The sequence below is a fragment of the Streptomyces himastatinicus ATCC 53653 genome (assembly GCF_000158915.1).
GTDB lineage: Bacteria > Actinomycetota > Actinomycetes > Streptomycetales > Streptomycetaceae > Streptomyces > Streptomyces himastatinicus.
The window spans coordinates 3,959,054-3,971,730 of the sequence record NZ_GG657754.1 but is presented as its reverse complement, the minus strand read 5'-3'; the positions used below and the strand labels follow the sequence as shown (position 1 = coordinate 3,971,730).

Annotated in this window: 12 protein-coding genes; 10 read left to right on the top strand and 2 right to left on the bottom strand. The window is 67.5% G+C overall.

Features of this window, described 5'->3' with window-relative positions; translation table 11 throughout:
• Positions 1 to 105: 105 nt before the first annotated feature.
• The 6 genes from typA to SSOG_RS16150 all read left to right on the top strand — a co-directional run bounded on the left by typA (position 106) and on the right by SSOG_RS16150 (position 8,234).
• Positions 106 to 1,971 carry a translational GTPase TypA gene (gene typA / locus SSOG_RS16175; RefSeq protein ID WP_009715309.1) on the top strand — a complete coding sequence of 622 codons (1,866 nt, stop codon included), beginning with the start codon at positions 106 to 108 and terminating at the stop codon, positions 1,969 to 1,971.
• Between the two features lie 445 nt (positions 1,972 to 2,416).
• On the top strand, positions 2,417 to 4,045 hold the full coding sequence (locus tag SSOG_RS16170; RefSeq protein ID WP_009715308.1) for a peptide ABC transporter substrate-binding protein: 1,629 nt from the start codon (positions 2,417 to 2,419) through the stop codon (positions 4,043 to 4,045).
• Positions 4,046 to 4,135: 90 nt separating this feature from the next.
• Entirely contained in the window at positions 4,136 to 5,062 is a 927-nt protein-coding gene (locus SSOG_RS16165; protein WP_009715307.1) for an ABC transporter permease, read from the top strand.
• Positions 5,055 to 5,999, top strand: a complete 945-nt coding sequence (locus tag SSOG_RS16160; protein ID WP_009715306.1) for an ABC transporter permease — start codon at positions 5,055 to 5,057, stop codon at positions 5,997 to 5,999. The genes SSOG_RS16165 and SSOG_RS16160 overlap by 8 nt, the downstream gene beginning before the upstream one ends.
• Before the next feature lie 11 nt (positions 6,000 to 6,010).
• Positions 6,011 to 7,069, top strand: a complete 1,059-nt coding sequence (locus SSOG_RS16155) for an ABC transporter ATP-binding protein (protein ID WP_009715305.1) — start codon at positions 6,011 to 6,013, stop codon at positions 7,067 to 7,069.
• Complete coding sequence (locus SSOG_RS16150; RefSeq protein WP_039937758.1) at positions 7,062 to 8,234, top strand: ABC transporter ATP-binding protein; 1,173 nt, start codon at positions 7,062 to 7,064, stop codon at positions 8,232 to 8,234. The genes SSOG_RS16155 and SSOG_RS16150 overlap by 8 nt, the downstream gene beginning before the upstream one ends.
• A gap of 73 nt (positions 8,235 to 8,307) precedes the next feature.
• Here SSOG_RS16150 and SSOG_RS16145 read toward each other — a convergent pair whose 3' ends face one another.
• Positions 8,308 to 8,505 (bottom strand): hypothetical protein, encoded by a 198-nt coding sequence (locus SSOG_RS16145; RefSeq protein WP_009715303.1) that lies wholly within the window; start codon positions 8,503 to 8,505, stop codon positions 8,308 to 8,310.
• Positions 8,506 to 8,508: 3 nt separating this feature from the next.
• On the bottom strand, positions 8,509 to 8,946 hold the full coding sequence (locus tag SSOG_RS16140) for an ATP-binding protein (RefSeq protein WP_039937756.1): 438 nt from the start codon (positions 8,944 to 8,946) through the stop codon (positions 8,509 to 8,511).
• 155 nt (positions 8,947 to 9,101) lie between these two features.
• Between SSOG_RS16140 and SSOG_RS16135 the strand changes: the two genes are divergently transcribed.
• From SSOG_RS16135 to SSOG_RS16120, 4 genes are all read left to right on the top strand, one after another.
• Complete coding sequence (locus tag SSOG_RS16135; protein WP_078510601.1) at positions 9,102 to 9,992, top strand: helix-turn-helix domain-containing protein; 891 nt, start codon at positions 9,102 to 9,104, stop codon at positions 9,990 to 9,992.
• Positions 9,993 to 10,003: 11 nt separating this feature from the next.
• Positions 10,004 to 10,204, top strand: coding sequence for a DUF397 domain-containing protein (locus SSOG_RS16130; protein ID WP_009715300.1), 201 nt, complete (start codon positions 10,004 to 10,006; stop codon positions 10,202 to 10,204).
• A gap of 369 nt (positions 10,205 to 10,573) precedes the next feature.
• Positions 10,574 to 10,756, top strand: coding sequence for a hypothetical protein (locus SSOG_RS16125; protein WP_039937755.1), 183 nt, complete (start codon positions 10,574 to 10,576; stop codon positions 10,754 to 10,756).
• A gap of 287 nt (positions 10,757 to 11,043) precedes the next feature.
• Positions 11,044 to 12,675 (top strand): peptide ABC transporter substrate-binding protein, encoded by a 1,632-nt coding sequence (locus tag SSOG_RS16120; protein ID WP_039937752.1) that lies wholly within the window; start codon positions 11,044 to 11,046, stop codon positions 12,673 to 12,675.
• Positions 12,676 to 12,677: the final 2 nt, after the last annotated feature.

The window sequence follows — 12,677 nt, the reverse complement described above, 5'->3', positions numbered from 1 at the left end:
GTCCCCTTACCATGGGGTCAGGCCGTGGCGTAAGCAGCCCGGCGGAAAGGCGCGCCGGACAAAGGAGCGCGCAGCCACCCACGAAACCGGGAGAAGCGCGCACGTATGCCCACGCGCCACGATATTCGTAACGTCGCCATCGTCGCCCACGTCGACCACGGAAAGACGACCCTCGTCGACGCCATGCTCAAGCAGGCCGGTGCGTTCGCCGCGCACCAGCAGGTGGACGACCGGGTGATGGACTCCAACGACCTCGAGCGCGAGAAGGGCATCACCATTCTCGCGAAGAACACCGCCGTGAAGTACCACCCGGCGGACGGCAGTGACCCCGTCACCATCAACATCATCGACACCCCCGGCCACGCCGACTTCGGCGGTGAGGTCGAGCGCGGTCTGTCCATGGTCGACGCCGTGGTGCTGCTGGTGGACGCCTCCGAGGGCCCGCTGCCGCAGACCCGCTTCGTGCTGCGCAAGGCGCTCCAGGCCAAGCTGCCGGTCATCCTGTGCATCAACAAGACGGACCGCCCGGACTCCCGGATCGACGACGTCGTCAACGAGACGTACGACCTGTTCCTGGACCTGGACGCGACCGAGGAGCAGATCGAGTTCCCGATCGTCTACGCCTGTGCGCGTGACGGCATCGCCTCGCTGACCAAGCCGGAGGACGGCACCGTCCCGGCCGACAGCGACAGCCTGTGGCCGTTCTTCGTCACCCTGCTGGAGACCGTCCCCGCGCCCGAGTACGACGCGGCCGCCCCGCTCCAGGCCCATGTCACCAACCTGGACGCGGACAACTTCCTCGGCCGGATCGCGCTGCTCCGCGTCGAGCAGGGCGAGCTGAAGAAGGGCCAGACCGTCGCCTGGATCAAGCGCGACGGCTCGATCTCCAACGTCCGCATCACCGAGCTGATGATGACCGAGGCGCTCACCCGCAAGCCCGCCGAGGTCGCCGGGCCGGGCGACATCTGCGCGGTCGCGGGCATCCCGGAGATCATGATCGGTGAGACCCTGGCCGACCCCGAGAACCCGATCGCGCTCCCGCTGATCACCGTCGACGAGCCCGCCATCTCGATGACCATCGGCACCAACACCTCGCCGCTGGTCGGCAAGGGCGGCAAGGGCCACAAGGTCACCGCCCGGCTGGTCAAGGACCGCCTCGAGAAGGAGCTGATCGGCAACGTCTCGCTGCGCGTGCTGCCGACCGAGCGCCCCGACGCCTGGGAGGTGCAGGGCCGCGGTGAGCTGGCGCTGGCGATCCTGGTCGAGACGATGCGCCGGGAGGGCTTCGAGCTGACCGTCGGCAAGCCCGAGGTCGTCACCAAGGAGGTCGACGGCAAGCTCCACGAGCCGATCGAGCGCCTGACCATCGACGCCCCCGAGGAGCACCTCGGTGCCATCACCCAGCTGATGGCGACCCGCAAGGGGCGCATGGAGACCATGACCAACCACGGTTCCGGCTGGATCCGCATGGAGTGGATCGTGCCGTCCCGCGGCCTCATCGGCTTCCGCACCGAGTTCCTGACCCAGACCCGCGGCACCGGTATCGCGCACTCCATCTTCGAGGGCCACGAGCCGTGGTTCGGCGAGCTGCGCACCCGTAACAGCGGCTCCCTGGTGGCCGACCGCTCGGGCGCGGTGACCGCGTTCGCGATGACCAACCTCCAGGAGCGCGGCGTGCTGTTCACCTCGCCGGGCACCGAGGTGTACGAGGGCATGATCGTCGGCGAGAACTCGCGCGCCGACGACATGGACGTGAACATCACCAAGGAGAAGAAGCTCACCAACATGCGGTCCTCGACCGCGGATGTGACCGAGTCCCTGGTGCCGCCGCGGCTGCTCTCGCTGGAGCAGTCCCTGGAGTTCTGCCGCGACGACGAGTGCGTCGAGGTCACCCCGGAGACCGTCCGCATCCGCAAGGTCGTGCTGGACCAGAAGGAGCGCGGCCGCGCCGCATCGCGCGCCAAGCGTTGATGTTGCGCGTCGAGCGCTGACGTACGCCTCCGTACGCCCCGGCAGCCCGGGCTTCCGCTTCTCCCGCGGGGCCCGGGCTGCCGTCGTGTCAGGAAGCCGCCCGTCAAGCGGATATCCGGCACGTGGTGTCCGGATATCGGAGTTCGGGCTCCGCATGATGTGTTAACAGTCCGTTTCGCGTGTGTCTGTCTGTGGCAGTTTTGTCCGGATTTCGAAGCTCCGCGCGTAGATGATGTGACCAAAGCGAGACCCATAAGGTGTGGTTTACGGGGCTGGCGTGCTCAATCATGGGGTCCATTGAGCTCGGGTCAACGGGTCGCACGCTGTGGGGAGCGCGGACCTTCGAGCGCATCTGGGGGGTCCGGTCCCTTTCGCTGTCAGGGGTGTCAGCGTGTCTCCGGGCACCCCTCTCGTAGCAGCAGAGGACTCCGGAGGAGGCAAACCCATGCGTGGTGCCAAGAGCGCCAAGTGGGTCGCGATGGCCGCGGTCGTGGCACTGGGCGCGACCGCTTGTGGCGGCGGCGGTGACAGCGGGGACGACGACAATGCGGCCGTCAACCCGAACGGTGTGTACACCTATCAGGACGTCGAGCCGCAGAACCCGCTGATCCCGACCAACACCAATGAGGTCGGCGGCGGTTACATCCTGAAGAACCTCTTCCGTGGTCTGGTCGACTACGACGTCAAGGGCAACCTGCGCAACCAGGTGGCCCAGAGCGTCGAGTCGCCGGACAACCAGAAGTTCACGGTGAAGCTGAAGAAGGGCTGGAAGTTCCACAACGGCGAGCCGGTCACGGCCAGTTCGTTCGTGGACGCCTGGAACTACGGCGCCAACGCCAAGAACGCCCAGCTGAACTCCTCCTGGTTCGCCGACATCAAGGGCTACGACCAGGTCCACCCGGAGAAGGGCGACCCGAAGGCCGACAAGCTCTCGGGCCTGAAGGTGGTGAACGACAACGAGTTCACCATCGAGCTGTCGCACCCGGTCTCCACCTTCAAGGACCGGCTCTTCTACGACGCCTTCTTCCCGCTGCCCAAGGCCTTCTACAAGGACCCGAAGAAGTTCGGCGAGGCCCCCATCGGCAACGGCCCCTACGAGGTCGACGGCAAGTGGGAGCACAAGGTCCAGTTCAAGGTGAAGAAGTACGCCGGCTACACGGGTGTGGACAAGCCCAAGAACGGCGGCATCGTCTTCAAGTTCTACAACAAGGACGAGAGCGCCTACAACGACCTGGTCTCCGACAAGCTGGACATCATGTACCAGGTCCCGCCGTCGTCGATCAACGTCTACAAGACCGACCTGGGCGACCGCGCGGCCGACCAGATGTTCGGCGGCAACACCACCATCGCCTTCCCGATGTACGACAAGGCTTGGGCGAAGCCGGAGAAGGCCAAGGTCCGTCAGGGTCTGTCCATGGCGATCGACCGCGAGACCATCGCCAAGACCGCGCTCAAGGGCTCGAAGGACGCGGCCGACGGCTGGACCCCGAAGGTCGTCGAGGGCTACCAGCCCAACGCCTGCGGTGAGTACTGCAAGTTCGACCCGAAGAAGGCGAAGCAGTTCATCAAGGACGGCGGCGGCGTCCCCGGCAACAAGATGACCATCGCCTACAACGCCGACGGTGGCAACAAGGAATGGGCGGAGGCGGTCTGCAACGACATCAAGCAGAACGCCGGCGTCCCGTGCGAGGCCGACCCCCGCGCGACGTTCCAGCAGCTGCGCACCGAGATCACCGAGCACAAGATGAACAGCGCGTTCCGGATGGCCTGGGTCCAGGACTTCCCGAACATCTCCAACTTCATCGCCGAGCAGTACCGCACCGGCGCGGGCGCCAATGACTCCGCCTTCAGCGACAAGAAGCTCGACAAGCTGATGGAAGAGGCCGACAAGGCCAAGACCATCGAGGAGTCCAACAAGCTCTACGCCCAGGCCGAGGCGAAGCTCAAGGACACGATGCCCTCCATCCCGCTCTTCTTCGACCACACCAACGGCGGTCACTCCAAGAACGTCCAGAACGTCAAGTTCGACACGTTCCGCCAGGCGATCTGGACCGACGTCGAGGTCAAGAAGTAGTCGTACGGATTGCAGTGACGCAGCCCCGGTGACCGCCCGTCCCTTCACGGACGGGCGGTCACCGGCCGCGTCGGCGACAGGAGGACACCCATGGGGCGATACGTCGCGAGGCGACTGCTCCAGATGATCCCGGTCTTCATCGGGACCACACTGCTCATCTTTCTGATGGTGTATTCGCTGCCCGGCGATCCCGTCAAAGCGCTCTTCGGCCAGCGGGCATCCGACCCCGCCACGGTCGAGAGACTGCGCCATCAATTCGGCCTCGACAAGCCCCTGCTGACCCAGTACTGGGACTACATCACCGGGCTGTTCCGGGGCGACTTCGGGCAGAGCTTCACCGGCCGCCCGGTGGCCGACCTGATGGCCGACGCCTTCCCGGTCACCATCCGGCTGGCGCTGCTCGCGTTCGGCATCGAGATCGTCATCGGTGTCACCCTCGGCGTGGTGACCGGCCTGATGCGCGGCAAGTTCCTGGACCGGTTCGTGCTGGTGTTCACCCTGATCGTGACCTCGATCCCGGTGTTCGTGATCGGCTTCGTGACCGTGTTCCTGTTCGGCCTCAAATGGAAGGTCATCACCCCGACCGTCCAGGACTCCATGGACATCGCGCAGCTCTTCGCACCGGCCATGGTGCTGGGCGCGCTGTCGCTCGCGTATGTGTCCCGGCTGACCCGGACGACCGTGGTGGAGAACCTGCGTGCCGACTACATGCGCACCGCGCTCGCCAAGGGCCTGCCGCGGCGCCGGATCATCGGCGTGCACCTGATGCGCAACTCGCTCATCCCCGTCGTCACGTTCCTCGGTACCGACCTCGGCACCCTGATGGGCGGCGCGATCGTCACCGAGGGCATCTTCAACATCCAGGGCGTCGGCAACACCCTCTTCCGGGCCATCCAGACCAGTGAGGGTCCCACCGTCGTCGGCATCGTGACCGTACTGGTCCTCGTCTACCTGGTGAGCAGCCTGGTCGTCGACCTGTTGTACGCAGTCCTGGACCCGAGGATTCGCTATGCTTAATCCAACTCAGGCTCCCGAGGCCGGCCCCGTATCGGCGGCAGCCGAAGCGCCCCTGCCGGGCGGCAGCGAGATCACCAAGGCGCGCAGCCTGGGCCAGGACGCCTGGCGCGAACTGCGCAGCAACCCCATCTTCTGGGTCTCCGCAGTGCTGCTCGTGCTCTTCCTGCTGATGGCGGCCGTGCCCAGCCTGTTCACCAGCACCGACCCGGGCCACGCCGATCTGCGCAACCACTACCTGGGCAAGCCGGAGTGGGGGCACTTCTTCCAGCCGGACTGGTTCGGCTACAACGGCCAGGGCCAGAGCGTCTACGCCCGAACGATCTACGGCGCCCGCGCCTCGGTCATCATCGGCTTCTGCGTGACCCTCGGGGTCACCCTCGTCGGCGGTGTGATCGGTATGTTCGCGGGGTACTTCGGCGGCCTGCTCGACACCCTGCTCTCCCGGCTCACCGACATCTTCTTCGGCATCCCGCTGCTGCTCGGCGGCATGGTGCTGCTCCAGGCCTTCACCCACCGCACGATCTGGACCGTGGTGCTGGCCCTGGCCACATTCGGCTGGATGCCGCTCGCCCGCGTGATGCGCGGCGCGGTCATCACCCAGAAGCAGGCCGACTTCGTGACGGCGGCCCGGGCGCTCGGCGCGGGCACGACCCGCATCCTGCTCCGGCACATCCTGCCCAACACCCTGGCCCCGGTGATCGTCGTGGCGACCATCGCGCTCGGTGGCTTCGTCTCCACCGAGGCGACCCTGTCCTACCTGGGCATCGGTCTCCAGTCGACGGTCTCGTGGGGCGTGGACATCTCGGACGCGCAGAACGTGCTCCGGGACGCCCCGCACGTGCTGCTCGTTCCGGCCAGCTTCCTGAGCCTGACCGTGCTGTCGTTCATCCTGCTCGGCGACGCGGTGCGCGACGCCTTCGACCCCAAGCTGCGCTGAGGGAGGCGTACGTGACCACCATCGAGAAGACCGGCGCGGAGCCCTCCGCGCGCGTCGAGGACGCAGACGGCGGCCCGCTGCTGGAAGTCCGCGATCTGCACGTGGAGTTCCACACCCGGGACGGCGTCGCCAAGGCCGTCAACGGCGTCAACTACTCCGTGAGCGCGGGCGAGACCCTCGCCGTGCTCGGCGAGTCCGGCTCCGGCAAGTCCGTGACCGCGCAGGCCATCATGGGCATCCTGGACATGCCGCCCGGCAAGATCCCGCAGGGCGAGATCCTCTTCCGCGGCGAGGACATGCTCACCATGGCCCCGGAGGAGCGCCGTAAGATCCGCGGCCGGAGGATCGCCATGATCTTCCAGGACGCGCTCTCCGCGCTGAACCCGGTGCTCTCCGTCGGCTACCAGCTCGGCGAGATGTTCCGGGTCCACCAGGGGCTGTCCAAGAAGGATGCCAAGGCCAAGGCCATCGAGCTGATGGAGCGGGTCCGCATCCCCGCCGCCAAGGAGCGGGTGGGCGACTACCCGCACCAGTTCTCCGGCGGTATGCGCCAGCGCATCATGATCGCCATGGCGCTGGCCCTGGAGCCGGACCTGATCATCGCCGACGAGCCGACCACCGCGCTCGACGTGACGGTCCAGGCCCAGGTGATGGACCTGCTCGCGGAACTCCAGCGCGAGTACAACATGGGCCTGATCCTGATCACCCACGACCTGGGCGTGGTCGCGGACGTCGCCGACAAGATCGCGGTGATGTACGCGGGCCGGATCGTGGAGACCGCCCCGGTGCACGAGCTGTACAAGCGCCCCGCCCACCCGTACACCAAGGGACTGCTGGACTCGATCCCGCGGCTGGACCACAAGGGCCAGGAGCTGTACGCGATCAAGGGGCTGCCGCCCAACCTGCTCAAGATCCCCACCGGCTGCGCCTTCAACCCGCGCTGCCCGAAGGCCCAGGACATCTGCACCACGGAGGTCCCGGCGCTGGCGGCGGTCGCCGAGCAGGACGGCACCGAACTGCCGGGCCGCGGCAGTGCGTGCCACTTCTGGAAGGAGACGATCCATGGCTGAGACGGAGAAGGACGACAAGGCCGTGGACGTCACCAAGGCCACGGAAGCCGCGGCCGCCCCCCACGGCATCACCGAGGTGACGACGGTCGACGCCGCCACCGAGGACGAGGCGGTGGCCGCCCTCGATGCCGAGGTCGGCAGCGGGGAGCCGATCCTCCAGGTGCGCAACCTGGTCAAGCACTTCCCGCTGACCCAGGGCATCCTCTTCAAGAAGCAGGTCGGCGCGGTCAAGGCGGTCGACGGCATCTCGTTCGACCTCTACCAGGGCGAGACGCTCGGCATCGTGGGCGAGTCCGGCTGCGGCAAGTCCACCGTCGCCAAGCTGCTGATGACCCTGGAGAGCGCCACCGCGGGCGAGGTGTTCTACAAGGGCCAGGACATCACCAAGCTGTCCGGCCGCGCCCTGCGGGCGGTCCGCCGCAACATCCAGATGGTGTTCCAGGACCCGTACACCTCGCTGAACCCCCGGATGACGGTGGGCGACATCATCGGCGAGCCGTACGAGATCCACCCCGAGGCCGCTCCCAAGGGCGACCGGCGGCGCAAGGTCCAGGAGCTGCTGGACGTCGTCGGCCTCAACCCGGAATACCTCAACCGCTATCCGCACCAGTTCTCCGGCGGTCAGCGCCAGCGCATCGGCATCGCCCGCGGCCTCGCGCTCAACCCGGAGATCATCATCTGCGACGAGCCCGTCTCGGCGCTGGACGTGTCGGTGCAGGCGCAGGTCATCAACCTGATGGAGAAGCTCCAGGACGAGTTCAACCTGTCCTACATCTTCATCGCCCACGACCTGTCCATCGTCCGCCACATCTCCGACCGGGTCGGCGTGATGTACCTGGGCAAGATGGCCGAGATCGGCACCGACGCCGAGATCTACGACCACCCGACGCATCCGTACACCCAGGCCCTGCTGTCCGCGGTCCCGGTGCCCGACCCGGAGGCGCGGGAGGGCCGGGAGCGCATCATCCTCACCGGCGACGTCCCCTCCCCGGCCAACCCGCCCTCGGGCTGCCGCTTCCGCACCCGCTGCTGGAAGGCCGAGGACAAGTGCGCCAAGGAGGTGCCGCTGCTCGCCATCCCCGAGCGCTTCGCCGGCACCGACTCGCTCGCGGCGCACGAGTCGGCGTGCCACTTCGCCGAGGAGAAGGACGTGGTGCACGCGTAGCCGTGCCCTACGCGCCGAGGGCCGCCCGGGATCGCATGCCGCGACCCCGGGCGGCCCTCGCCGTTGCTCAGGCTCAGGCCCCGTGCACCTCGCGACAGGCCGTGTCCAGGAGCTTCCCGACCTCGTCCGAGGCCCGGCGTGCCTCGTCGATCGTCCCCGCGTCGGCGACGGCTCGCTCCCACTTCCGGAGCTCCCGAGCCCGCTCGGGGTCGCGCCGTAGCGCGACGAACACGTCCCGCCGGTACGCACGCAACGCATCGACTTCGGTCACGGGTCATCCATTCCTGTGGGGGAGTGCGGCGTACGGAACCAGCGTGAACCATACGGCCTTGCCGGTGACGCCCGCGTCCTTGTCGGTGTAGTCGTGCACACCCCACGTTTGTGCGCACGACTCGACGAGGGTGAGCCCGCGTCCGTTCTCGTCCTCGGCCTCCGCCGCGACCGGCTGCGGCAGGCCCGGGCCCGAGTCCCACACGGTGACCCGGAAGTCCGGCGGCATCGGCTCCCAGTCCATGCTGACGTACGCGTCGGTGGTGGTGTTGCGGTACGCGTTGGTGACCAGCTCGGACACGAGCAGTTCGGCCGTGTCGACGATGCAGTCGAGCCGGGCCGCCTTGAGGATGTGGCGGAGGGTGGCCCGTACGACGCCCACGGCGCGGGGATCGTGCGGGATGAACAGGCCGTAGGACCAGGGCTCTTCGGGCGTGCGCATGGGCAGCCTCCAGGTGAGTGCCTTCTGTGACTGGCGCCATACGTAAGGTAGCGGTGTGGGGCTTATAACTACAACCTATGGCCTGAGGTGCGGTAGCGGAATGGACGCGCCCATGCACGGTGCGCGACACTCACCTCGCGGAGAGGGGAGATCACATGGGGCTGAGGGCGAATCCCACCTACCGTCAGCGCCGGTTCGGCGCCGAAGTGCGCAGGTTGCGCGAGCGTGCAGGGCTGACGGTAGGGGAGGCCGCACGCCTGATGGGGATGCACAGTCCGCATTTGAGTAACGTTGAGGCAGGCCGGACGAGCCTGGCGGCTGAACGGCTGGGCGTGCTCACGCAGGCGCTGGAGGCAACAAGTACAACCTACGTGGACGCCCTCCGAGCGATGGGACAGGAGTCCGGACGCGGCTGGTGGAGTGACTACCGCAAGGTGCTCGGAGCGTCCCACGTGGACCTCGCCGAGTTGGAGGCCGGGGCACGTATCCTGCGCAACTACGAGCTGCTGTTCATCCCCGGGCTGCTCCAGACTCGCGAGTACGCGACGGCGGTGCACGGCAGCGGCTTCTCCGAAGCCGTTCGCGAGGTGCAGGGCGAGGCTATCGAGTTCAGGCTGCGGCGCCAACTGGTTCTGTCGGGCCGTCGGCCTCCGCACTTGCACGCCATCATTCACGAGGCGGCGCTGCGTGTTCTCTACGGAGGCCGTGCGGTGATGCGCGATCAGCTACTGCGGCTCATCCAGGCGTCACGTCTGCCGAACGTCACCATCCAGATCGTGCCCATCGACAACGAGGGAAGCGCGGCCTTCAGCCACCCCTTCATGCTGATCGAACCGGAGGTGGCGGAGCTGGGCACCGTGCTGGTGGACCAGCTTAGCAAAGGCCAGTACCTTGACGATCCTCAAGCGCTCATCGAGTACGGGCAGTCTTTCGCCAGGCTGAGCGAGTTGGCGCTGCCTCCCATCGATGCAGAGGTCGCGCCGGAGGCTCGTACGGCGAAGGACTCACTCGGGCTCATCCAGCACATTCTGTACCCGCTGCTCTAGGAGAGATCCGCATGTCCTCGCTGCACTGGCGGAAGTCCAGCTTCAGCACAGGTGACGCCCCGAACTGCGTCGAGCTGGCCGCCGACCCCGTCGGCAGGCCGCACCTCCGCGAGAGCGACGACTCGGAGGCGGTCATAGCCACGACACCGGCTGCGCTGCGCGCGTTCCTGCGGGCCGCGAAGGCAGGGCGGTTCGACCACCTCGCCCCGTGACGTGCTCGTACTCGTTCAGGAACCGCCCCCAGGAATCGCAGGATGCGTCGCAGCGCCTATGGGCCGGAATCGGCAAGGGCGCGCCGGGCGTCGCATGGAAACAGGCCCTCGCCACCGCGGCCGATCGCTGGGCTGCCCACCGTCGGCCTTGACCGGAAGCAGTTCTACGATCTGTCCCGTAACGGCGAGCTACCGGTGCGAGAGACCTGGGTGGATCACACCGCGACACGGCCCCCCATCGGCATCTCGCAGCAGGGCGTCGGGACCTTGCGCTTGTGCTGGCGGGGGCGTGGGTGCGGCCCGGCTCGTTCGGGTGAACCGCCATCGGGCGGGCGGCTCGGGTCGGCGCCCGCCCGGGTGATTCAGAGCATGAGCCTCGAACGTGTCACGATCACGATTCCGAGCGAGACCCTGAGCGCCGCCAAGGAAGCGGCCGACCGCGAGGGTGTGAGCGTCTCGGCCTGGCTCTCGCGCGCCGCTGAGCGCGCGGCCAAGATCGAGGCGGGGCTGATCGCGGATTGCTCGACCGGCTTGGTCGACCGTGGGCGGTAGCAGCTGAACCGCTTGCTGTGAGGGTGGCGAGGAGGTGTGTTGAATCGATTAAAGATTTGGAACAGACGCTTGAATCGCGGGGAACGATAGGCCACAGTGGAATAGAAAGCGCTTGCCGAGCGCGGGACGTACCGCTCGGCTCGCGCTTTACCAATGGCGTTCCCGACGCCGTCTCCTGATGCCACCGGGCCGCTGCCACGGACAGCGGTCACCGGCGTGCGCACCGCCCCGCCCTGGGGTGTCATGAGGATCTGAGGCGATCTTGGACCGGATCCTCGGGAGGCGCCATGCGCGGAGCCCAACGCGTCATGCGGGTGCGGTGCGTGCTGTGCGCCCTCTGCGTGGCCGCCGTCCCGGCCGTCGCGGGCTGCGGAAGCGACTCCGGCTCGGCCGACGGCATCGTCCGCTCCTCCTGGGGTGATCCGCCGAACCCGCTGGAGCCCGCCAACACCAACGACGTCCAGGGCGGCAAGGTCCTCGACATGATCTTCCGGGGGCTCAAGCGGTACGACCCGGCGACTGGTGAGGCCAAGGACGCGCTCGCGGACCGGATCACCACCGACGACCAGCGCACGTACACCGTCACCATCAAGAAGGGGCGGCGGTTCGGGAATGGGGAGAAGGTCACCGCGAAGTCCTTCACGGACGCGTGGAATTACGGCGCCCTGCTCGACAACAAGCAGCGCAACGCCTACTTCTTCGAGTACATCGAGGGGTACGCCAAGGTCCACCCCGAAACCGGCCGCCCCACCGCCCGTACCCTCTCCGGGCTGAAGGTGACGGGGGAGCGGACCTTCACCGTCCGGCTCACCCAGAAGTTCTCCTCCTGGCCCAAGACGCTCGGCTACAACGCCTACGCGCCGCTGCCCCGGGCCTTCTTCGAGGACCATGCGGCCTGGCTGAAGAAGCCCGTCGGCAACGGCCCGTACCAGGTGCGGTCGTACGACAAGGGCTCGGTCATGAAGCTGCGCGCCTGGGACGGTTACCGGGGCCCCGACAAGGCCCGTAACAAAGGCGTCGACCTCCGCGTCTACACCGACAGCAACACCGCCTACACCGATCTCCAGGCGGGCAATCTCGATCTGGTGGACGATGTCCCGGCCCAGCAGCTGAAGTTCGTCCGCTCCGATCTCGGCAACCGCTACATCAACCAGCCCGCCGGGATCATCCAGACGCTCACCTTCCCCATGTACGACAAGGCGTGGAGCGGGCCCGCCCGGGCGAAGCTGCGCCGCGGCATCTCCATGGCGATCAACCGCGCGCAGATCACCGACCGGATCTTCCGCGGCACCCGCACCCCCGCCACCGACTGGACCTCCCCGGTGCTGCGCCGCCAGGGCGGCTACCAGCCGGGGCTGTGCGGGGACGCCTGCCGTTACGACCCGGAGCGGGCCCGCAAGTTGATCACCGCCGCGGGCGGGCTGCCCGGCGGCCGGATGACGATCACGTACAACGCCGACACCGGCTCCCACAAGGACTGGGTCGACGCCGTCTGCAACAGCGTCAACACCGTGCTGCGCAGCGATCGGGCGTGCGTCGGCAAACCGGTCGGCACCTTCGCCGACTACCGCAACAAGATGGCCGGGAAGCGGATGACCGGCCCCTTCCGGGCGGGCTGGCAGATGGACTATCCGCTGATCCAGAACTTCCTCCAGCCGCTGTACTACACCGACGCCTCCTCCAACGACGGCCACTGGAGCGACACCGGCTTCGACCGGCTGGTGAACCAGGCCAACGCGGCCTCCGCCGACGGGGCTTCCATCACCGCCTTCCAGGACGCCGAGAAGATCCTCGCCCGGCAGATGCCCGCCATCCCGCTGTGGTACCAGAACGGCAGCGCGGGTTATGCGCCCCGGCTGAGCGATGTGACGCTCAACCAGTTCAGCGTCCCCGTCTACCACCAGATCAGGGTCGGCTGACC

What these genes read in the sequence shown, in the direction of transcription:
- SSOG_RS16140 (WP_039937756.1), bottom strand. Translation starts at nt 8,946, where the DNA reads ATGCGCACGCCCGAAGAGCCCTGGTCCTACGGCCTGTTCATCCCGCAC.
- SSOG_RS16135 (WP_078510601.1), top strand. Translation starts at nt 9,102, where the DNA reads ATGGGGCTGAGGGCGAATCCCACCTACCGTCAGCGCCGGTTCGGCGCC.
- SSOG_RS16165 (WP_009715307.1), top strand. Translation starts at nt 4,136, where the DNA reads ATGGGGCGATACGTCGCGAGGCGACTGCTCCAGATGATCCCGGTCTTC.
- SSOG_RS16150 (WP_039937758.1), top strand. Translation starts at nt 7,062, where the DNA reads ATGGCTGAGACGGAGAAGGACGACAAGGCCGTGGACGTCACCAAGGCC.
- SSOG_RS16160 (WP_009715306.1), top strand. Translation starts at nt 5,055, where the DNA reads ATGCTTAATCCAACTCAGGCTCCCGAGGCCGGCCCCGTATCGGCGGCA.
- SSOG_RS16120 (WP_039937752.1), top strand. Translation starts at nt 11,044, where the DNA reads ATGCGCGGAGCCCAACGCGTCATGCGGGTGCGGTGCGTGCTGTGCGCC.
- SSOG_RS16170 (WP_009715308.1), top strand. Translation starts at nt 2,417, where the DNA reads ATGCGTGGTGCCAAGAGCGCCAAGTGGGTCGCGATGGCCGCGGTCGTG.
- SSOG_RS16130 (WP_009715300.1), top strand. Translation starts at nt 10,004, where the DNA reads ATGTCCTCGCTGCACTGGCGGAAGTCCAGCTTCAGCACAGGTGACGCC.
- SSOG_RS16125 (WP_039937755.1), top strand. Translation starts at nt 10,574, where the DNA reads ATGAGCCTCGAACGTGTCACGATCACGATTCCGAGCGAGACCCTGAGC.
- typA (WP_009715309.1), top strand. Translation starts at nt 106, where the DNA reads ATGCCCACGCGCCACGATATTCGTAACGTCGCCATCGTCGCCCACGTC.